The sequence below is a fragment of the Shewanella psychrotolerans genome (genome assembly GCF_019457595.1).
GTDB classification, from domain to species: domain Bacteria; phylum Pseudomonadota; class Gammaproteobacteria; order Enterobacterales; family Shewanellaceae; genus Shewanella; species Shewanella psychrotolerans.
This window is the reverse complement of sequence record NZ_CP080419.1, coordinates 714,284-735,765: the sequence shown is the minus strand read 5'-3', so window position 1 is coordinate 735,765 and position 21,482 is coordinate 714,284. Positions and strand designations below refer to the sequence as shown.

Below are 21,482 nucleotides of genomic sequence, written 5' to 3'. Positions count from 1 at the left end.
TACGGCTTTAATTGAGCCTAAAACTCGCTTACACACAAATCGTGACACGGATGATACTATATGGATGAATAGAAAGGAAAATAACTCTGTGGCTTAACTTGTATCTTTAAAGATATTTTGAAATAGATATGAGGGATTGTGATTGGAAGCTCCCTGGATAGCCACAGCGGACTATCCAGGGCCTAAAGCTATTAATTAGCATGCGCTAGCAGGCCAATCAAACATCAAGCTCTCGCGAGTGCGAGGGTGTTTCGATATTGTCGGCGGCTCTGTCTGTAACTTAAAAGAGGAAGTAAGTTACGTGATCCAAATTAGATCGGATACAGACAACATATCAAAACCATCTACGGGAACTTATCACTATAGATCAACTAAACAACCTGTGCATAACGCTGTGCAAAAAAAGTGCACAATTCATAATAAAGTGCTAATCCTTTAGGCTAAGATCGTCTCATTGTTAGCTGAATAACTCTGCAAAACGCTGCTTCTGGCAAAACGCACCATTAGATCTCGTAATGCAATCCACATTCGCGCTTCAGACCATTAAAACGCGTTTCCTCCTCAGTCATTCCAAGCTCTAATGGCTTACTCGAATGAGTATCTCCCACAGAAACATACCCTTTCTCCCAAAGTGGATGGTATGGCAGTTGATGAGTGGTTAAATACTCATGCACATCCTTATTACTCCACTCTAAGATCGGCAATAATTTATAGCGATTGCCATGAATAGCCAACACAGGAAGCGCTTCACGAGTGCTAGATTGTGACCGTCTAAGGCCAGCGAACCAGGTTCCCACATTAAGATCTTGCAGCGCATTCTGCATAGGGATCACCTTGTTGAGCCGGTTATACTGCTCGAGACCATCGAGCCCTTGTTCCCAAAGGCGACCAAATTTAGCCTCTTGCCAAGCGGCACTCATAGGTGCGCGATACACCTTGAGGTTAAGGCCTAAACGCTCGGTCAATTCATCGATGAATTGATAGGTTTCGCTAAACAGATAGCCAGTATCGGTTAAGATCACCGGAATATCGCTTTGGATCTGACTCACCAGATGCAACATCACCGCAGCTTGGATCCCAAAGCTCGATGAGAGTGCATGGTTGCCCGGTAAATAAGCCAGCCCCCAAACCACTCGCTGGGCAGCGCTTAAGGTTTCCAGATAAGCATTTACCCTAACCAGCTCGGCTTGCTGCTCGACTTTTGGCGCATTGAGTAGTGCCAAAAGTGCATCGGCAGAGATCACGGATTTATCCATGAAAGTCCTTAGCGGCATCTAAAACCGCCTTCACTACGCCAACGCGCACAGTGAAGTTACCAAAAGTTTCGCCAGCTTCACGCTCACTCACGTAGCGAGCAAATAGCACATCTAACTCAGATAGAATCTCAGCTTCTTGAATATTCTCACGGTAAAGCTTATTCAAGCGCGTACCTTCAAAGCTAGCACCAAGATAAAGATTGTAACGTCCAGGGGCCTTACCCACTAAGCCGATTTCGGCAGCAAATGGTCGAGCACAACCATTAGGGCAACCTGTCATGCGGATCACTATGCCTTGATCGAGAAAACCATGTTTCTCTTGCAGCGCTTCAACCTTAGTCAAGAAATCAGGAAAATAACGCTCAGCTTCCGCCATCGCTAAGGCACATGTTGGCAATGCCACACACGCGATAGAATGACCGCGGGTTTCAGTGATCAACTTGCCCATCAAGCCATGACTGCGGGCAATAGCTTCAATTTGGGCCTTATCAGCTTCAGCAACGCCAGCGATGATAATATTCTGGTTTGAGGTCATGCGAAAATCGCCTTTATGCACTAATGCGATCTCACGTAATCCCGTCTGCAATGGCTGACCTGGAAGGTCTTTAATGCGGCCACCTTCGATGAACAAAGTTAAATGCCACTGGTCATCGACCCCTTTGATCCAACCATAACGATCGCCGCGATCACCGATCACTACATCTCGCTTTGGCTGAAACTTAATACCTGCTCGCAGCTCAACTTCAGCCTTAAATGCCTCAAAACCATGTTTAACTATGGTGTACTTCAAACGTGACTGCTTACGATCGGAGCGGTTACCCCAATCACGCTGTACTTTAAGGACCGCTTCGGCAAATTTTAGGCAATCTTCGGCTTTTATAAAACCAAAGTCATCGCCAAGACGCGGGAAGGTAGCCACTTCACCATGGGTTGAACCCATGCCGCCACCCGCGACTAAGTTAAAGCCAACCAGCTCGCCCTCTTCGGCAACAGCAACAAAGCCGAGATCATTGGTGTACACATCGACATCATTATCTGGCGGCACTGCAACGGCCATCTTAAACTTACGCGGCAGATAAGTTTTACCATATACAGGCTCAACCTCATCCCCTTCGCTCACCGCAACCTTGTCATCACCTAACCAAATTTCGGCATAGGCTTTTGTGCGCGGTAAGTAGTTATCCGATAGCTTCTTCGCCCAATAGTAAGCCTGTTGATGCAGCTTAGACTCCACTGGATTAGGGTTACACATCACGTTACGGTTCACATCACCACAGGCGGCAATAGAATCGAGAGCCTCTTTATCGAGATCTTGAATAAGCGTCTTCAAGTTGCGCTTAGGAATACCGTGATACTGGAACGTCTGGCGCGTCGTTAAACGAATACTATTTGAGCTGGTCAATGTCGACGCTATCTTATCGACGCCTAACCACTGCTTAGGTGTACACACACCACCAGCCACGCGAGCACGTAGCATAAAGCTATATAAAGGCTCTAACTTCTGCTCTTTACGCTCGTTACGCAGATCACGGTCATCTTGCTGATAGAAACCATGAAACTTAATAAGCTGCTGATCACCTTCACTAAAAGACCCTGTGAGAGAGGTATCTAGCCCCTCTTCGATAGTGCCACGTAGATAATTGCTGTCAGTCTTTAGGTACTCGTTTACTGATAATTTTTGTTCGCTCATGGCTACTGCCTTATCCTTTTCGAGCAGTCTTGTTATTACTGCTCATTAATCTTTTTAGTCAAATTTACGGGTATCAAGACCTAGGGTTAATAGACATCTTTTTGATAACGCTTTTCGCTACGCAATGTTTCTAAATACTCTGCCGCCTGCTCGTCATCTTTACCGCCGTATTGCTTCACTACATCGACCAAGGCTTGATGGACATCTTTTGCCATACGTTCAGCATCACCACAGATATAGAGATGCGCGCCATTTTCTAACCATTGCCATAAAACTTCACCGCGCTCGGCGATACGGTGCTGCACATAGATTTTATGGGCCTGATCGCGCGAAAATGCTGAGTCTAAACGAGTCAAAGTACCGTCTTTGAGATACTGCTGCCACTCGGTCTGATAGAGAAAGTCTTGCTCGAAGTGAGGGTTACCAAAGAACAACCAGCTCTCACCGCTCGCCCCTTGCTGACTGCGCTCCTGCATAAAGGCCCTAAACGGCGCCACACCAGTACCAGGACCTATCATGATCACAGGAGTTTCAGGATTTTCGGGTAGACGAAAATGGTTGTTAGGCTCGACATAAACCTTCACCTCGCGCCCCTCTTCTGCGCTAGCAAGGAACAGAGATGCACCGCCATAACGCTTGACGCCATCACGCTCATCTTCAACTAAAGCCACAGTTAAATGTACTTCAGCTTCAACTTCCGCTTGACTCGAGGCAATCGAATACAAGCGTGGCGTAATTGGGCGTAACAGCTCAACTAATTGAAATGGTGTAATATCCACTGGATAGTCAGCGACCAGATCGGCCAACTGATGATTAAGCACAAACTGGCGGGTTTGTTCTCTATCTTCACTTAACGTCTGCAAAGATTCACTGCCACTAAGTTGTGCCCAGTTTTGCACCAACCCCGGATAAAGCTGAGTCAATTCACGTTTATCTTTTAGCGCATCGAATAGTGACAGGCTTTCATCACCAATGGTCACTTCAGCTTCACCATCGAGTGACAAGCCAGTCAAAATCTCATTGACCAATGTGTCTGAGTTACTAAACCATACCCCCAGCGCATCACCGACTTGGTAGTTAAGCCCTGAGTCACCAAGGTCTATCTCGACGTGGCGCACATCTCTATCTGAGTCTCGACCTGTGAGTTTTTGACTCGCCACCAACTCAGCAGAATAAGGTTTCTGTTTGGTATAAGCCGAAGTGGCTACATTGCTACCTATGGATACCACACTCGCACTAGAGGCCGTGACTAAAGGCTTAACCGCTTCTAATACCTGCTGCTGCCACGTGCTCGCAGCAGCTTCATAGTCAACATCACACTCGACAAGCGGCACGATAGATGTTGCACCTAATGCCGATAAACGCTGGTCGAAATCTTTACCCGTTTGACAGAAGAACTCGTAGCTAGAGTCTCCCAACGCTAACACTGAATAATTAAGCTGCTCTAAACGCGGGGCACGCTTGGACGCTAAAAACTTATGCAACTCGATTGCATCATCGGGCGCCTCACCTTCACCATGAGTGCTGACAACTGCCAATAATAGAGTTTCTTGCTTAAGCTGACGCACTTTATAGTCGGCCATTGAGACCAAATTAACCGCATAGCCTTGAGCCTGAGCTTTTTCAGCCAGTACGCTGGCCACCCCACGACCATTGCCCGTTTGGCTGCCATATAAAATGGTAATGGTTTGCTCTGGCGTACTTTCGGCGCTTCCCGCATTGATGCCAAACTCTGCGGTGGCAGAAAGATAACCGCCCATCCATGCCAGCTGCACGGCATTCAGTTCAGAAGTGAGTTGCTTAAGCTTATCCACCTGTCCTTGGGACAATGGAGAAGCCAACGATGAAAGCTCTTTTAACAACATGGAAGACGGCCCTTTATCAGTGTAATTCACTCAGCTTAATCCTATATTCAAAAAGCAAAAAAGAATAAAATCTAATTTTTAATTCGATTTTGGAATATACAAAGTACAAGAATTAAGCTACAAAAGTGTGGACGGGTTAAAAGTTTTTGCTCCGACCAGTTAAGAAATGGTCACTATGAGAAATATGCACTTGTGTCTGACCACACAATTGCCACAATGAATGGCCGATGCTACAAGTCAATTTTCTCCTATTTACAATGGTTTAAACTTGTACAACTGAGCATCGACATAAAAGCAATGTCACCCGAATGGGAATAGAGTCCAAACTTATTATCCATTTGGGCTTACGGCTTATTGATACTAAGCCCTGCTCTGAGCTTTAAGCTAAATGGATTTAGCCCTAAAACACGATAATTTTTCTGTTTGTTTTGCCTAAAAAAAGCAATCCAAGTTAAATTGAATGGGTTCTCATGTGTTGGTCCACATGAAAACAACAATGGTGTGGGTGATAGCTCAACGCTTCAATCAAACACCTTAGAAAGATAGAAGTTATTATCGAAACATAAACCGATAGCGTATTTAACTGCGTTACACCGCAGAAAATAGATCAGGCTATTATTCATTAACTATCAGGGAATAGTCATGCAGATTGGAATACCGAGAGAGAGTCTCAATGGAGAAACCCGGGTCGCAGCGACCCCGGCGACCGTAGAGCAACTTAAAAAGCTCGGCTTTGAAGTTGCAATTGAAGCTGGTGCTGGCCAGCTATCTAGTTTCGATGATTCAGCCTTTGAAGCTGCCGGAGCGAGTGTCGTCGATAAAGTATGGGACGCTGACTTTATTTTTAAAGTTAACGCACCAACGGACGCCGAAATTGAGCTGCTAAAAGCAGGCACAACGCTTGTTAGCTTTATTTGGCCCGCTCAAAACCCTGAATTAGTAGAAAAACTATCCCAGCGCAATGTCACTGTGATGGCAATGGACATGGTTCCGCGTATTTCACGCGCTCAATCGCTCGATGCCTTGTCATCCATGGCCAATATCGGTGGTTATCGCGCTGTCGTTGAAGCCGCGCATCAGTTTGGCCGCTTCTTTACCGGACAGATTACCGCTGCAGGTAAAGTGCCACCAGCCAAAGTGTTAGTCATTGGTGCAGGTGTTGCTGGTCTTGCAGCCATTGGTGCTGCTGGCTCTTTAGGCGCTATTGTGCGTGCATTTGATACTCGCTTAGAAGTGGCTGAGCAGATCGAATCTATGGGCGGAGAGTTCTTAAAACTCGACTTCGGTGACGAAGAGGGTGGTTCATCTGATGGCTACGCTAAAACCATGTCGGATGAATTTATTGCCGCAGAGATGGCCCTATTTGCCGAACAGGCAAAAGAGGTCGACATCATCATCACCACCGCATTAATTCCCGGTCGCCCCGCGCCAAAGCTCATCACCAAAGAGATGGTCGATAGCATGAAGCCAGGTTCCGTGATTGTGGACCTCGCCGCGGCCACTGGCGGTAACTGTGAATACACCCAATCCGGTGAGTTGATTGTCACTGACAATGGCGTGAAAGTGATTGGTTACACGGATTTACCCGGGCGCCTACCCGCTCAGTCATCACAACTGTATGGTACCAACCTCGTTAACTTGATGAAGTTAATGTGCAAAGAAAAAGACGGTAATGCCGTACTCAACTTTGATGATGTTGTCATGCGTAATATGACTGTGACTAAAGAGGGTGAAATTACCTTCCCGCCACCAGCGATTTCAGTTTCTGCTGCGCCGCAAAAGCCTGCCGCGAAAGCCGAAGCCAAAACCGCTGAAGTGAAACAGCCTTCAAAACTCAAGTACATCTTAGCTGCGTTAGGCGTGGTTGGCTTTGGCGCTGTAGCCTCTGTCGCACCTCCAGAGTTCTTGTCACACTTTACGGTATTCGTACTGGCCTGTGTGGTGGGTTACTACGTGGTATGGAACGTATCCCATTCACTACATACACCACTGATGTCAGTGACTAACGCCATTTCAGGCATCATCGTTGTCGGCGCCTTACTACAGATCGGCCAAGGCTCGACCTTAGTCACTGTTCTGGCTTTTATCGCTGTGCTTATTGCCAGTATTAACATCTTTGGCGGCTTTACCGTCACTCAGCGCATGCTGAAGATGTTCCGTAAGGATTAAGGGGGTTTAACGTGTCTCAAGGACTGGTAACAGCAGCATATATAGTTGCAGCCATACTCTTCATCTTCAGTCTCGCAGGATTGTCGAAGCAAGAAACGGCCAAACATGGCAACTTATTCGGAATCATAGGTATGGCTATCGCCCTCGGCGCAACCATACTCAACCCAGACACCAATGGTGTGCAATGGATAATCCTTGCTATGGTCATTGGTGGCGTGATCGGTGTGCGCTTAGCATTAAAAGTCGAAATGACTGAAATGCCAGAGTTAGTTGCCGTGCTTCACAGTTTTGTGGGCTTGGCAGCGGTGCTCGTCGGTTTTAATAGCTTTATTGACCTACATCCACAAGCGGTAAATGAAGTCGTCGTGGCCGTTGGTAGCGATCTTGACAGCACATTAGCTGCCGTCAAGGAAGCCTACAGAGATGCAGCCAACGCCGCCGATAAGGTACATTTAACCGGTGCAATGCTTAATATTCACTTGGTTGAAGTGTTCCTCGGGATCTTTATCGGTGCAGTCACCTTCACCGGTTCGATTGTTGCCTTCGGTAAACTGCGCGGCATTATCTCATCGAAACCTATGATGCTACCCCATCGCCATAAGCTTAATCTGCTAGCGGTATTGGTATCATTCGCCTTGATGGTGTACTTCGTAAACACTGGCGGCACTATGCCGGCGCTACTACTGATGACACTGATTGCCTTCGCCTTTGGCTGGCACTTAGTGGCGTCGATCGGTGGTGCAGATATGCCAGTGGTTGTTTCAATGCTCAACTCCTATTCAGGTTGGGCAGCGGCGGCAGCAGGTTTCATGCTATCAAACGATCTATTGATCGTAGTTGGCGCGCTCGTTGGCTCTTCTGGTGCGATCCTCTCTTACATCATGTGTAAAGCGATGAACCGCTCGTTCATCTCTGTTATTGCGGGTGGTTTTGGTAGCGATGGCGTTGCTTCTACAGCCGATGAAGAGATGGGCGAATACCGCGAAACCAATGCCGAAGATGTGGCTGATATGTTGAAAAATGCAACTTCGGTTATTATCACTCCAGGCTATGGTATGGCCGTTGCTCAGGCACAATATCCGGTTGCAGAGATCACCCAGAAACTGCGCGAACGCGGGGTCAAAGTGCGCTTTGGTATTCATCCTGTTGCAGGACGCTTACCGGGCCACATGAACGTACTGCTTGCCGAAGCCAAAGTGCCTTATGATATCGTGCTAGAGATGGACGAGATCAACGATGACTTTAACGACACTGATGTGGTGCTAGTGATTGGCGCTAACGATACGGTTAACCCAGCAGCGATGGAAGATCCAGGAAGTCCAATCGCAGGTATGCCAGTGCTTGAAGTCTGGAAGGCACAAAATGTTATCGGCTTTAAACGCTCAATGAACACAGGTTATGCCGGTGTGCAAAATCCGCTGTTCTTTAAAGACAATACCCAAATGTTGTTTGGCGATGCAAAAGCCAGTGTTGAAGCGATTTTAAAAGCACTTTAACGCAGCAATGCACATACAGAAAAGGGAGCACAGGTTGCTCCCTTTTTTATTTTAATAACCCTAATACCAATTAGTATAAAGATCTGATCGTAGTATAAAGATCTGATCGCTCAGCGACCATTTAGCACTTAAGTTTAGCGCTGATGAGGCAAAACAACGTGTAAAGTGCATACTTGTTCTAGAGTCAAACTCGTTAACACCGCTTCAAAAGTGCTAAAACTCGCCAGTTAAGCATATTTTTTACCTTCCTACTTCTGCGTTGAATGGCCTCACAAGGAAACAAGCATTCCGTCACCCATTGCCTTGAATGAGTTGCCAAAAAACACGCTGAGTCGATCACTTTCTTAAACTGATTGGCATAATATCACCACTATGATCAATAAGTGGGATAGTACAACTTGCATAAATTTTCTACATCTGATTATATTATCGACGATACTTAAATTAGGTCACCCTAAAAAGGCAACTAAAATGCACGCATCAGCAATCGATAATATGTATCTATCTTTCGAAGATAGACGAATTGCCCATGCTAAATCAGGTGAGCATTGGGATAGATTAACCACTGCACAACGTTTCGCGTTTTACACATTAGCGAAACTGGGTTATCAGTTACTGTTTGTTAGGCAAACCCCAACCACTAGCACTGCGGTGGCAAAGCAAGATGAGCTGCTAGCAACTATAGATGATGATGGTGATATCGATTTTAACCCTACTTTGGTGTTGCGTGAGCGTCGCGCTCCTCGGCAACAGTAATTCGTAACTAAACGAATCCCGTTACTGAAAGTAACCTAAGTAAAATAAGTCACAAGAAAAGGAGCTTCTAGGCTCCTTTTTACATTTTGCTTCATTCACCATTCATCGCGTTTTGGGTTAACCAAGACTCGGCAGCTTGCTTGCCCATTAGCGTTTCTATCGTGGGGCGAATATAGCGTCCCATTTCAGGGCGACGCCAAAACATATAATGGGGTAAGCTGTGCATCACTCCTGAGCCAAATACCCGCTGAATTAAACTCGAAAACTCATTAAGTTCATCTTGATCATATTGGCTAAGCCTAGGATAAAGATCATCGATCAATGCATCGAACCCCTCAAACTCAGCCAACTGCTGCCAACTATATATCTGCATCAACTGGCCAAGCATAGGCGTCGTCCAATGAGACATCGCAGACGTACTTGCAAACACAGCGAGATTACGACGATGATATTGTTGCCATGCCAAATCATTCGGTTGATTGTTCTTTGCTAACGACCAGAGTAGATAAATATCGGCAAGCCATTCATGTTGATATCCTGATAGCCGATGATTGTTCAAGTAAATAGAGTGGGATGAAGCGATAGCCAGATGACCTAACTCATGTAACAGAGTCAACTGAACCGCATGTTGCAAGGTTAAACTGTACACCTGCCCATTCAAAAGCGCCGAAGAGGCACGAGGAATGTTATCAGTAGCGAGCAGTATTACCCCAGTAATAGACTGATGCCGAATGGGTCTAGCCATCGCGCCTCTATGACCCATTTCTTGCAGTAACACATTAGGATCTTGAGGCAGTTGCTGCCGAGCATCAGCTGGCAGCTGCGCTAAACATATTGTTAATTGAGGCGACTGACACACCAAAGCTTGGCCTTGGGGCATAGGCGCCCAAAACCAAGCAGAGGCAAGCAGCAACGCCTCGGTTATCACTGCTTAGCCATAATATTTTCAATAATGGCCGTAGTTGATACGCCATCTTCAAAGCCTAACACTTCAACGCTGCCACCCGCCTCGATAACCTCTTTACCACCGGCAATATCTTCAACCTTATAGTCACCGCCCTTAACCAGCATATTGGGTAATAACTTGGCGATAATACGCTGCGGCGTGTCTTCACTAAATGAAACCACCCAGTCAACCGAAGCGAGTCCTGCGAGCACCGCCATGCGTCTATTTAAAGTATTTACCGGACGACCATCGCCTTTAAGACGTTTAACCGAGTTATCATCATTGACCGCCACAATTAAACGCTCGCCTAAAGCCTTAGCTTGCTGAAGATAGCTGACATGTCCTGCGTGCAAAATATCAAAGCAACCATTGGTCATCACCACACGCTCACCGCGAAGTTTGGCCTCTTCAAGCGCGTAGACTAGCTGTTCTTCACTGAGGACACCAAAGCCAGTTTCGCCATGACTTAGATTCAATGCGGCAATCAACTCAATTCGGCTAACAGTCGAGGTGCCGAGCTTGCCTACAACGATACCGGCTGCCGTATTGCCTATGGCACAGGCTTGTGGCAAGTCACTTCCCGCAGCCAAGGCCGTCGCTAACGCAGAGATAACCGTATCGCCCGCCCCCGTGACATCATATACTTCACGGGCAACGGTCGGAATATGTAACTCAGGCGCTAAACGACTGATCAGCGTCATTCCTTTCTCCGAACGCGTAACTAACATAGCGTCTAAATCATATTCGGCTAACAGTGCTTGAGCTTTTTCCACAAGATCGGCTTCACTGGTTACGCTGCCAGCAACTTGTTCAAATTCAGCCATATTAGGTGTCAGTAAACTCGCGCCACGATAACGTGAAAAGTCACTGCCTTTGGGATCGACAAGTACCTTGACCCCTTTCGCTCTCGCTAACGCGATAAAAGCTTGTGGATTATCGATAGCGCCTTTGGCATAGTCGGAAAGCACCACTACCGCAACATTTTCAAGTTCTGACTCGGCTTGTTTTAGCAGCGCTTGGCTGTGGGAAGCAGCATAAGGCTCCTCGAAATCTAAACGCAATAACTGTTGATTTCGTGACATCACCCTAAGTTTAGTGATCGTCGGTTTGTCTGCCACACGGTGCCATTTGGGCTCAACCCCCAGAGTTTTCACTCCTTGAGTTAATGCGTCCGCGGTTTCATCTTCACCGACAATACCCGCTAAATGAACTTGGCCACCTAAAGCCGCAATATTCAAGGCGACGTTAGCCGCACCACCGGGTCTATCCTCAACCTGATTAACCCGCACCACCGGCACTGGTGCTTCAGGCGATATACGGCCAGTAGCCCCTGTCCAATAACGATCTAACATCACGTCACCGACTACGAGAACTTTGGCTTTTTCAAATGCTGGCAGAGAAATCTTCATATTGCGGTTATCTTTTTTAAAATTAATCCATGATTATACCTAATTTTACGCATTTTTTGAGTTAGAATAAGCGGTAATTTTCATTAATAACTCTGAGATGTCCGTGGTCGATAAAGCACAATTCTCCTCACAATTTTTCCACCCTAAATATTGGCTGATCTGGTTTGGTGTCGGAGTGATGCGGCTCACTCAGCTTTTACCGCTATCGATACAGATGTCCTTAGGTAAATGGTTAGGACGCTTTGCAAAAACCATAGCTGGCAGTCGAGTGAATATCGCTAAACGCAATATCGAACTCTGTTTTCCTCACATGTCCGCTACCGAGCAGGCACAGCTGTTAACGCGCAATTTTGAAGAGACAGGCAAAGCGATCTTCGATATCGCCAATGCATGGTGGTGGTCTGATAAAAAAGTGCAACGTCATATGACAATTAAAGGCCAGCAACATGTAGAACAGGCAATTGCCAGCGGCCAAGGTGTCATTTTATTTGCGGTGCACTGTCTACCACTTGAGATGGGCGCTCGTATCCTAGGTCAATTTCAGCCTGGCGTAGGTGTCTACCGCCCCCACAATAATCCACTGATGGAATACCTTCAGGTCAAGGGACGTTTGCGCTCCAACAAAGGGTTAGTACATAAGCGAGATATCAGACAGATGGTGCGCAGCCTGAGAAGCCCCAATGTGGTCTGGTATACCGCCGATCAGGATTTTGGTCGCTCCAGCGCCGTCTTTATCCCCTTCTTCGCTGTACCAGATGCGGCGACCATCACGGGTGCCACCACCCTAGCTAAGCTGGGCAAGGCCAAGGTGATGCCTTTTATCGTGGTACGCAACCCTGATGACCAGGGCTACACCATAGAGATCCAACCGCCACTAGAGGATTTTCCTGGGGAAAATGAGGTCGAGGATGCGATTCGCGGCAACAAGATCATCGAATCGATGATCGAACGAAATCGTGCCCAATATATGTGGTTACATCGCCGCTTTAAGACTCGCCCAAATAAAGACGATCCATCACTGTATAAATAGCACTTACCTCTAATTCAAAAGCCAGTATTGCACTGGCTTTTTGATGCCCCCTTTCTAAGCCATCACTAGCACTATCAATTAGACATTCATACAAATGTCAAATAGACACGCAAATGTCATTTTGACAATTAAAAACAGTGTCCTATTGACAGTCAAGAATAAACAAAAAGCAACAAAATCATTATAAAACAACTAATTAGATAATTGGCACAAACCCTGCTCTATACAAGCACATCAATACCCATACTAAATTTGTACAGAGAGGTTTTATGAGCAAACAACGGCTAACAGCGATAGCTTTACTACTGGTGCTAATCGCTTCTTTTACTGTGTTGCTGAGCATCGGCAGTGAGATCTATAGAGAAAAACCCCCTATTCCAACTGCATTTGTCGGTGAGCAGGGTCAAGTCCTTTACACTCAAGATGATATCGAGCAAGGGCAGTTAGTCTGGCGTTCAATGGGGGGGCATCAACTCGGATCTATCTGGGGACATGGCTCATATGTCGCGCCAGATTGGACCGCAGACTGGCTACACAAAGAAGCTCAAGCTTGGTTAGATATCACCGCTAAAAGCCGCTACAACCTGCCATTTAGAGAGCTCAACTCTGAAGTGCAAGCGGGCTTAGAGCAAGCACTACGCGAAGATATGCGTCAGAACAGTGTGGTTGATGATGCTAAAGGTACTATCACTATTTCCTTATCGGACACCCGTATAGCTGCGATAAACCAAGTCGGTGAGCACTATATCGCTTTATTTGGTGATGATCCTCAGCTCTCGGTTCTAAGAGAGCAATATGCAATGAAAGAAGGCACAGTTCCTGATTTAGCGAGACGCCAGAAACTCAATGCTTTTCTATTTTGGGGATCATGGGCAGCCGTCACCGAACGAGCGGGTGAGAATTACACCTACACCAACAACTGGCCCTACGATCCACAGATTGGAAATACACCAACCTCAGATAATATCGTCTGGTCTATTTTAAGCATTGTTACGCTTATCGCCGGTATTGGTGCTTTAGTTTGGCACCATGCTGCAGGCAAACATGAAGATCTACCTAAACCAGCGAGCCAAGATCCACTATTTTTAACTAAGCCTACGGCATCACAAAAAGCGGTAGGAAAATACTTTGTCACGGCTATAGGTCTATTTTTACTGCAAATATTCTTAGGTGGTATCACAGCGCATTATGCTGTTGAGGGGCAAAACTTCTATGGCATCCCCCTTTCTGAGATTCTGCCTTACTCAGTCACTCGTACTTGGCATACACAATTAGCCGTATTTTGGATAGCAACCGCTTGGCTAGGTACAGGCCTTTATATTGCCCCAGCGCTCTCTGGACATGAACCCAAGTTCCAACGCCTTGGTGTAAATATTCTTTGGGTCGCCTTAGTGATCGTCGTCCTAGGGTCTATGGCCGGAGAGTGGATAGGCGTTCAACAATATTTCGATCTCGACACCAACTTTTTACTCGGTCATCAAGGTTACGAATATATCGATCTCGGCCGCGTCTGGCAGGTATTGCTGCTTGTAGGGTTACTCATTTGGTTAGCGCTGGTAACTGCTGCGATTCGTCCAGCCCTGAAAGTTAAAGGTGAAATGCGCCCTGTAATTTGGGTACTGTATGCCTCTTGTGTCGCCATTGGCCTATTCTATGGTGCAGGCTTGTTCATGGGAAAACACACTAACTTAGCCATTGCCGAATATTGGCGTTGGTGGGTGGTACATCTGTGGGTTGAAGGCTTCTTTGAAACCTTTGCCACTTCGGTCATCGCGCTCATGCTAGTTCGTCTAGGGTTGATCCGTGGTCGTAGCGCTAACGCCGCGGTACTATTTACCACAGTTATCTTCTTAACCGGCGGCCTTATCGGTACCTTGCATCACCTCTATTTCACTGGTACGCCCACGGCGGTTATCGCATGGGGCGCAATCTTCTCTGCACTGGAAGTGGTTCCACTAGCCATCATTGGTTTCGAAGCCATGGAAAGCTACCGTCTACGTGAAGCAAGCCCATGGATGATCCATTATAAGTGGGCCATCATGTTCTTCGTCGCCACTGCATTTTGGAACTTAGTCGGAGCAGGCGTATTAGGTTTCTTAATCAATCCACCTATTGCCTTGTACTTTATTCAAGGGCTAAATACTACAGCAACCCATGGTCACGCCGCATTTATGGGAGTATATGGCATGTTAGGAATGGGATTAATGCTATTTTGTCTACGTGGACTGACAGGTCAAATTGTCTGGAATGAGAAACTACTTAAATGGGCATTTTGGACGCTTAATATCGGCCTAGCGGCCATGGTATTTATGTCTCTTCTACCTGTGGGCATTACCCAGTTCTTCGCGGTACTTGAACATGGCTATTGGTTTGCGCGTTCACCAGAGGTGATCCACAGCCCTCTCGTTGAAACCTTAGTTTGGATGCGTATGCCGGGCGACATTCTGTTTGGCGCAGGTGGTTTATTTATGGGAATATTTCTTTTTGATCTCATCAAAAAAGCCATCAATAAAAAGACACAACCAGTATTAAGCCAGGATCAACTCTCGGCTAATGCATAGAATGTTCATCAGCAATTAATATAAGGGGGTCATTAAGCCCCCTTTTTACTGACTACTGGCACGAGATAAAAGCATGATATAAAGTCGGTCAGCCTGTACCATCTAGTATTCTGACCACAAATAAATGTATGCAATAATGGTTAACCTATGTAACCGCCATCCCATATAAAATCGGAGATTTCACATGGCGTTAAGTCAAATAGAACTTACTCGTATGGCCCTAGATATTACCTCGGGGCTGTCGAACCATGACCGATTTTCCCGTTTGCTCGATACCATTCGTCAATGCCTGCAATGTGATGCAGCCGCCCTACTACAATTTAGTGGACAACAGTTTACGCCACTCGCTATTGATGGGCTTAGCCCCGATGTGCTCGGCCGACGTTTTGTGCTGCAAGATCATCCCAGACTCGAAGCCATTGCCCGAGCAGGTGATATCGTTCGCTTTCCTGCCAATAGTGATTTGCCCGATCCTTACGATGGATTGATCCCTAATCAAGGCGATAACCTTACCGTGCATGCTTGTATTGGCCTTCCTCTAATCGCCGACGGCAATTTGATCGGTGCCATTACGATAGATGGTTTCGACCCCAATCAATTTAAATCTTTTAACAATGAGCAACTACGAGGCATTAGTGCTATCGCAGCAGTCTCTCTTAGTAATGCCCTATTGATTGATAAATTGGAGAAGCAGGCACTTCAAATTCAATGGGATAATGCCCCCAGCAACTCACGCATCAATGCCTTAGAAACCGAATTAATAGGCCAATCTGCTGTCATGCAGACACTACAGCAAGAGATTGCCGTTGCAGCACCAACGGATCTCAACGTGCTGATTCTGGGCGAAACGGGGACGGGTAAAGAGCTTATCGCCAATGCGATTCATCAAGGGTCGCTACGCGCCAATCAACCACTCATCTACTTAAACTGCGCAGCATTGCCCGAATCCGTTGCCGAAAGTGAGCTCTTTGGTCATGTCAAAGGCGCCTTTACAGGCGCGATTAGCAATCGTAGCGGCAAGTTTGAGATGGCCGATAAAGGCTCACTCTTCTTAGATGAAATAGGTGAATTGCCATTAACACTGCAAGCTAAATTACTGCGAGTCTTACAATATGGCGACCTACAGAAAATAGGTGATGATCGCAGTCTCAAGGTCGATGTTCGTATCATTGCTGCGACCAATAAAAACCTAAAAAATGAAGTACTCGCAGGCCGATTCCGTGCAGATCTCTACCATAGACTCAGCGTATTTCCCTTAGTTGCACCACCACTGAGGGAGCGCGATCAAGATATCACCCTATTATGCGGTTTCTTTGTCGAGCGCAGCCGAAAGAAATTAGGGTTAAAAGGCTTAATGCTCAGCCCAGCGAGCCTCAAGTTACTCGGCGACTATTCTTGGCCAGGTAACGTCAGGGAGTTAGAACATAGCATCTACCGCGCGGGGATATTGGCCAGAGCAAAGGCAACTAATAACATCGCGCTTATTACTCCCGAGCACTTTGAGTTTTCGACCAACATAGAGCCTGCAAAGCCATCCTCGCTAGAGATGCTGCCCAGTGGCATCGCTGGTGGCCTAAAACAGGCGACCGAACAGTTTCAAGCGGGTTATATTAGTCAGGTGTTAGCTCAACATGAGAATAATTGGGCCGCAACCGCCCGTGCGTTAAATATCGATTCAGGAAATTTACACAGACTAGCAAAACGGCTAGGGTTAAAGCATTCTAAAAAATAACATATTCCCCATACAGGGCGGTATCGGTGAAATTGGACTCTTCTCGACACTTGATTAATCCATTGCTGATAATAGCAATGGCCTCTATATCGACTCTTACTCAAGCGAGCGAGCAAGAGTTAGCGACATTAGCCGCACCGCTATACCAACTCGAGCAAACCATACAATACCAGCGTCTCGATAATGGCTTACAGCTAAGGCTGTTACCCCTTAAAAATAAGCAAAGTGTCGCACTGGCAAGTCAATTCGGGGTCGGCTCTCGTAACGAGGCTGTCGGTCAAACGGGTTACGCACATCTGTTTGAACATATGCTTTTCAAAGGCAGTCAAAATGCCCCCGGAGACAGTTACAGCCAAACGATGAGCTCCCTCAGTGGCAAATTTAACGCCAGTACCTTCTTTGATTACACCAATTATTATTTGAATGTCCCAAGCCACGCCTTGCAGCTGGCACTATGGTTAGAAGCAGATCGTTTTATTCGTCCCGCATTAACGGAGCAAACCGTAAAAAATCAGCAACAAACCGTGCTAGAAGAGATGGCGACGACCATAGATAATCAGCCCTATATTCGTCCTGCTATGGAGTTCTTACTAAATCAAGTGAAAGGCAGCCCCTATGGCCATGCCGTGATTGGATCTAAAACCGATATTGAAGCGGCAACCACCGAGAGCCTAACTCAGTTTCATCAAACATTTTACCGACCCGATACCCTGCAACTAAGCATAGTGGGGCAAGTGCCACCACAGACACTCACCTGGGTAACAGCGTATTTTGCTGACTGGCCGATGCCAAACAACAAACCTCAAGGCTTTCATCCACTCGAGGTTAACAGGCAGTCGGTACATCATGAGATCATCGATGCTAGAGGCCCTTGGCCAGCTTTGCTACTGGCATGGCACACGGTTGGTCGTTCGCATCAAGATGCCGCCGCCATCAGTTTAGTTGAATCCTACCTGTTACAAAGCCGCTCTAGTGTATTAGAGAAACTCAGCCTCACAGAGCCGAAACAGTTGCTGTATTACTCATTGCCATTGACCATGGAACATTTTGGCGTGATGAACCTTGTGATGGTGCCAAGAGCCAACACCTCCTTAGATCAGCTCACCGAGCAGATCACCGCGATTATCGATGACCTTGCCGCTGGAGGGCTCACATCCGAACAACTTGAGCAGTTAAAGCTGCGATCACTACAGCAGCAGCTGGCAACACTTGATAACGACATCAGCTTAGCGACAACACTCAGTGCCACTCTTGAACAGGACAGATTAACCCCGCTATCTGGCCCCTGGGAACGCATAAACGCAGTGACCAACGACGATATTATTCGAGTGACTCGACAATATATACAGCCTGGTGTCGTCCGTTTAGATCTGCTGCCACCTTGGTATATTCGCTGGAGTAAAGCCCTACTCGAATGGCTACCGACGGGGTGGACCGACTCATTAGAGGAGCAAGCGCTATGAGGACGTTTGTTGTAAAGCTGTGCGGTATAAAATCAGGCCTCTTACTCAGTGTTTGTCTCATCTTGCTGATTTGTGGCGGTTGCCAGCAGACCAAAATGACCTTTACCCAAGTTCAATCCCCCGTGACCCCGAGCTTCAAACCGTTAATCAACGCACCTAAAATAGAATCGTCATCAGATTCGAGCCAAGTAGAACCCCATTTTGCGCCGCAAGTAAGTGTGCTAGCCCCATTTCATCACCTGCATATTCTCCCCGGAAGGTTATCTGCACTTAACCGTATTCATTTAGTCGCAATCAGTCCAAACCAGCCTTATCAAGATGCCGATATACTGGTAAAGGCGTTTCATGAAAAAGGACTTTGGCTGGCAAATAAAGCATCTGCAAAAACACCGCTCAACTGCATAGAGAGTTTTAAGCCACAAGTAAATCTACACAGTATTACACTCACTCTAGCCTGCCCTGATAATCAGCTTGAAACCGCCTTATCACTATTAATCGATACATGGTCAGCCGATAGTTTTAGCGATCTAGATATTGCCAAATTAAGCCGACAACTGGCACTCGATAAACATATTAACGCGTTTAATGGTAACGAAATAGAGAAGCTGTGGGCGGAAAAAATATTGGGGAAAAACCATCCTTATAATAGTGCGCTCAATAATGAATCACAGCAAAAAACATTAACACATAAGTCTCTTGAACAGATTACTCATCAAGCAGCGAATCAAAGCCAGTGGCATTTGATCATCGAACGCGACGCACCAATTGAGCCACAGCAAAAAACGGTTATCACAGCGCAGATGAAACGCCTGCCAGTGCCATCGAATTTCAGTAAACCAAAGCAAGATAACTTTAAACCCTATGGTAAGACCCTCTACGTTATCGATGCGCCGGGCAGCGTACAAACCCAAGTTCGCCTAGGTTACCATTTGCCATTACAGGTCGATGACAGTCATAGCGACCAAATGGATAGCACTTTTAATTGCGAGCTGCTCAGTCGCTGGCTAGGCAGAAGTTTTTCAGGAAGGCTTTACTATGATCTGCGTGAGCGACGAGGACTCACCTATGGAATTTATGGGCGCTGCTTCGACAACCCCATGGCAACAATTCTAAAGTACTATGGTAGTACTCAGTTACAGCACACAGGGGCTTTTATTAAAGGGATTTTAGATCATTTACAGCTAGCCCAAACTGAGCTCGCCGAAAACGACGAGATTAAAGCACTCGCAGATTACTATCAAAACCAATTCAACTTAATGTTTGACGATCCCGCTCACCGTACAGCGCGCTATATTCAGCTGCTGAGTAAACATCAAGAGTGGCAAGCGATAGTGAATCAGCAAGCTCAATGGCAACAGCTCAATCCATTGATATTAAAACAAACAGCACAGCAAGTGTTTAACGCTCCACCAGTGATGGTTATCCGTGGCGATCTGGATAAAATAACACCCGACCTCCAAGATAAACTACCAGATTGGCAGATAATCACACCCTAGGTTTAATTGTCTCATTTATGCCACATTATAGTGCTAGCAATCTGCGGGGTTGTGTTTAAGTAATATATCGATAGAATAGCTTACACATTTTGATACAACTAACATAACAATAAAGTCGTACGATTTAGTCGTTTCAAACATAACCCTAGTAACAAAGTAGTACATTATAAGTCTCATAAGGAAGTGAAATGTATAATGGTGAATTATTTACCCTGAGCAGATGCCCTAGAAATATTCAATTCTTAAAAAGTACTGCGGGCTTACTCAACTTAAAAACAAATATACTCACACACCAAAATACCGATCCACTCGTCTCATGGAAAAACTCTGAACATGAGAAAAAGATCCTATTTCATTTCATCAATAATGTTCAAAATGATCTTGTCAATATCCCACCAGCGGTAATGGACGACGGTAAACATGTCGCTATTTGTGAAAATCTATCTTTAGATGATGAGTTGATACTTTTGAAACTTGGTTTTTCGGCTGCAGCCAACACAGAAGAACCAGCCCACAACACATTGAAAATGATTGATAATGTTTTAAGTGAAAACTTACATTTCAGCCTAAAAGCACTTTCAAAATATATTTTAACTCAACAAAAAAAATCGCTGTCCAGCAATCAAGTTACTTTATTTTCAGGCATAACCAAGAAAGAAAAAGAAGTACTCTCTTTTGTCTGTAAAGGGCTGAGAAATTCTGAAATCGCTAACAAGATGAACGTTTCAGTCAACACAATAAAAATGCATCTACAGAACATTTACAAAAAAACAGATTGTAAGAGTAGAGGTCAACTATTAGTAAAATACCAGCAGCAAACATAATAATAATGGATAATATTGAGAGTTGAATATTATCAAAAAGGATAATTGAGTAACGAAGTTGTGACGATAAAATAGCCTAGTCTAAAAATGTATTCTCAAGGAGAAAAGAGATGTTAAATAAAAAACAACGCGGTCAAGGTATGACTGAATATATCATTATTGTTGCACTCATTGCCGTTTCGGCTATCGGTGTATACAGCTTCTTCGGTAAAACCATCCGTAATCAGGTCGCTGGACTATCGGCAGAGATGTCGGGAAATGATTCTTCCGGTCAAATTAGTAATGCACAAGGTGCAGCAACCAAGGCAGATCAAGTAGCAAATAAAGATTATAACCTTGGTTCCTACGACAAGGCGGCTAATAGCAGCGCTAAAAGCAACTAGAAATTCCTATTAGTGCTACTTCAAGCCACTAATACTATATAAGCAAGAAGTAGTGTGCTTCTTGCTTTAAATCCGATCATAAAAGGAGTTTATGGTGAAAAAATCAACACTACTGGGTCAAGGAATGACAGAATACATCATCATAGTCGCCTTAATTGCAGTATCAGCCATTGGGGTTTATAGCTTTTTCGGGAAAACCATTCGCAATCAAGTCGCAGGCCTAGCAGCCGAACTTTCAGGTCGGGATTCAGGCGCACAAATTGGCGCAGCCAAGAGCTCAGCCAGCGAAGCAACTCAAGTCGCCAATAAAGATTACAACTTAGGCAACTACAACGAAGGAGCCAACGGTGCAAGCGGTGGAACGGGTTCTGGAGGCGGTAGCGGCGTAGATTAATATCGCTGTTTC

The 21,482-nt window shown here is 45.9% G+C and carries 16 protein-coding genes; 11 read left to right on the top strand and 5 right to left on the bottom strand.

Going from position 1 to position 21,482, the window contains the following annotated elements; genetic code table 11:
• Window positions 1-503: 503 nt before the first annotated feature.
• The 3 genes from K0I62_RS03280 to K0I62_RS03270 are packed head-to-tail and all read right to left on the bottom strand — an operon-like array spanning window position 504 to window position 4,811.
• Window positions 504-1,256 carry a phosphoadenylyl-sulfate reductase gene (locus K0I62_RS03280; protein WP_220070106.1) on the bottom strand — a complete coding sequence of 251 codons (753 nt, stop codon included), beginning with the start codon at window positions 1,254-1,256 and terminating at the stop codon, window positions 504-506.
• Window positions 1,249-2,973: an assimilatory sulfite reductase (NADPH) hemoprotein subunit gene (gene cysI, locus K0I62_RS03275; protein WP_258405128.1), complete on the bottom strand. Its 1,725-nt coding sequence runs from the start codon at window positions 2,971-2,973 to the stop codon at window positions 1,249-1,251. The genes K0I62_RS03280 and cysI overlap by 8 nt, the downstream gene beginning before the upstream one ends.
• 59 nt (window positions 2,974-3,032) lie before the next feature.
• On the bottom strand, window positions 3,033-4,811 hold the full coding sequence (locus tag K0I62_RS03270; protein ID WP_220071266.1) for an assimilatory sulfite reductase (NADPH) flavoprotein subunit: 1,779 nt from the start codon (window positions 4,809-4,811) through the stop codon (window positions 3,033-3,035).
• Between the two features lie 642 nt (window positions 4,812-5,453).
• Between K0I62_RS03270 and K0I62_RS03265 the strand changes: the two genes are divergently transcribed.
• The 3 genes from K0I62_RS03265 to K0I62_RS03255 all read left to right on the top strand — a co-directional run bounded on the left by K0I62_RS03265 (window position 5,454) and on the right by K0I62_RS03255 (window position 9,232).
• On the top strand, window positions 5,454-6,980 hold the full coding sequence (locus K0I62_RS03265; RefSeq protein WP_220070104.1) for a Re/Si-specific NAD(P)(+) transhydrogenase subunit alpha: 1,527 nt from the start codon (window positions 5,454-5,456) through the stop codon (window positions 6,978-6,980).
• A gap of 11 nt (window positions 6,981-6,991) precedes the next feature.
• Window positions 6,992-8,476, top strand: a complete 1,485-nt coding sequence (gene pntB, locus K0I62_RS03260) for a Re/Si-specific NAD(P)(+) transhydrogenase subunit beta (protein WP_220070103.1) — start codon at window positions 6,992-6,994, stop codon at window positions 8,474-8,476.
• Window positions 8,477-8,947: 471 nt separating this feature from the next.
• Window positions 8,948-9,232, top strand: a complete 285-nt coding sequence (locus K0I62_RS03255) for a hypothetical protein (RefSeq protein ID WP_220070102.1) — start codon at window positions 8,948-8,950, stop codon at window positions 9,230-9,232.
• 91 nt (window positions 9,233-9,323) lie between these two features.
• Here the strand turns inward: K0I62_RS03255 and K0I62_RS03250 are convergent, their stop codons facing one another.
• Entirely contained in the window at window positions 9,324-10,160 is an 837-nt protein-coding gene (locus K0I62_RS03250) for a hypothetical protein (RefSeq protein ID WP_220070101.1), read from the bottom strand.
• The gene (gene hldE / locus K0I62_RS03245; protein WP_220070100.1) at window positions 10,157-11,587 is read right to left on the bottom strand and encodes a bifunctional D-glycero-beta-D-manno-heptose-7-phosphate kinase/D-glycero-beta-D-manno-heptose 1-phosphate adenylyltransferase HldE; all 1,431 of its coding nucleotides are present in this window, start codon (window positions 11,585-11,587) and stop codon (window positions 10,157-10,159) included. Before hldE ends, K0I62_RS03250 begins: the two co-directional genes overlap by 4 nt.
• A gap of 103 nt (window positions 11,588-11,690) precedes the next feature.
• On the opposite strand from hldE, the gene K0I62_RS03240 reads away from it, so the two are divergent.
• The 8 genes from K0I62_RS03240 to K0I62_RS03205 all read left to right on the top strand — a co-directional run bounded on the left by K0I62_RS03240 (window position 11,691) and on the right by K0I62_RS03205 (window position 21,470).
• On the top strand, window positions 11,691-12,617 hold the full coding sequence (locus tag K0I62_RS03240; protein ID WP_220070099.1) for an LpxL/LpxP family Kdo(2)-lipid IV(A) lauroyl/palmitoleoyl acyltransferase: 927 nt from the start codon (window positions 11,691-11,693) through the stop codon (window positions 12,615-12,617).
• 269 nt (window positions 12,618-12,886) lie between these two features.
• Complete coding sequence (locus tag K0I62_RS03235; RefSeq protein ID WP_220070098.1) at window positions 12,887-15,178, top strand: nitric-oxide reductase large subunit; 2,292 nt, start codon at window positions 12,887-12,889, stop codon at window positions 15,176-15,178.
• Window positions 15,179-15,362: 184 nt separating this feature from the next.
• Window positions 15,363-16,910, top strand: coding sequence for a nitric oxide reductase transcriptional regulator NorR (gene norR, locus K0I62_RS03230; protein WP_220070097.1), 1,548 nt, complete (start codon window positions 15,363-15,365; stop codon window positions 16,908-16,910).
• Window positions 16,911-16,987: 77 nt separating this feature from the next.
• Window positions 16,988-18,373 (top strand): M16 family metallopeptidase, encoded by a 1,386-nt coding sequence (locus tag K0I62_RS03225; protein WP_220070096.1) that lies wholly within the window; start codon window positions 16,988-16,990, stop codon window positions 18,371-18,373.
• The gene (locus tag K0I62_RS03220) at window positions 18,370-19,869 is read left to right on the top strand and encodes a M16 family metallopeptidase (RefSeq protein WP_220070095.1); all 1,500 of its coding nucleotides are present in this window, start codon (window positions 18,370-18,372) and stop codon (window positions 19,867-19,869) included. Before K0I62_RS03225 ends, K0I62_RS03220 begins: the two co-directional genes overlap by 4 nt.
• A 188-nt stretch (window positions 19,870-20,057) precedes the next feature.
• On the top strand, window positions 20,058-20,693 hold the full coding sequence (locus K0I62_RS03215) for a helix-turn-helix transcriptional regulator (protein ID WP_220070094.1): 636 nt from the start codon (window positions 20,058-20,060) through the stop codon (window positions 20,691-20,693).
• Between the two features lie 110 nt (window positions 20,694-20,803).
• Entirely contained in the window at window positions 20,804-21,076 is a 273-nt protein-coding gene (locus K0I62_RS03210; RefSeq protein ID WP_220070093.1) for a Flp family type IVb pilin, read from the top strand.
• A gap of 91 nt (window positions 21,077-21,167) precedes the next feature.
• A complete protein-coding gene (locus K0I62_RS03205; protein ID WP_220070092.1) occupies window positions 21,168-21,470 on the top strand; it encodes a Flp family type IVb pilin in 303 nt (100 codons plus the stop codon).
• Window positions 21,471-21,482: the final 12 nt, after the last annotated feature.

Bases quoted from the DNA above. Each gene is read 5' to 3' on its own strand.
- K0I62_RS03210 (WP_220070093.1), top strand. From the start codon at position 20,804: ATGTTAAATAAAAAACAACGCGGTCAAGGTATGACTGAATATATCATT.
- K0I62_RS03215 (WP_220070094.1), top strand. From the start codon at position 20,058: ATGTATAATGGTGAATTATTTACCCTGAGCAGATGCCCTAGAAATATT.
- K0I62_RS03255 (WP_220070102.1), top strand. From the start codon at position 8,948: ATGCACGCATCAGCAATCGATAATATGTATCTATCTTTCGAAGATAGA.
- K0I62_RS03265 (WP_220070104.1), top strand. From the start codon at position 5,454: ATGCAGATTGGAATACCGAGAGAGAGTCTCAATGGAGAAACCCGGGTC.
- K0I62_RS03225 (WP_220070096.1), top strand. From the start codon at position 16,988: ATGGCCTCTATATCGACTCTTACTCAAGCGAGCGAGCAAGAGTTAGCG.
- K0I62_RS03220 (WP_220070095.1), top strand. From the start codon at position 18,370: ATGAGGACGTTTGTTGTAAAGCTGTGCGGTATAAAATCAGGCCTCTTA.
- K0I62_RS03270 (WP_220071266.1), bottom strand. From the start codon at position 4,811: ATGTTGTTAAAAGAGCTTTCATCGTTGGCTTCTCCATTGTCCCAAGGA.
- norR (WP_220070097.1), top strand. From the start codon at position 15,363: ATGGCGTTAAGTCAAATAGAACTTACTCGTATGGCCCTAGATATTACC.
- hldE (WP_220070100.1), bottom strand. From the start codon at position 11,587: ATGAAGATTTCTCTGCCAGCATTTGAAAAAGCCAAAGTTCTCGTAGTC.
- K0I62_RS03235 (WP_220070098.1), top strand. From the start codon at position 12,887: ATGAGCAAACAACGGCTAACAGCGATAGCTTTACTACTGGTGCTAATC.
- K0I62_RS03280 (WP_220070106.1), bottom strand. From the start codon at position 1,256: ATGGATAAATCCGTGATCTCTGCCGATGCACTTTTGGCACTACTCAAT.
- K0I62_RS03205 (WP_220070092.1), top strand. From the start codon at position 21,168: ATGGTGAAAAAATCAACACTACTGGGTCAAGGAATGACAGAATACATC.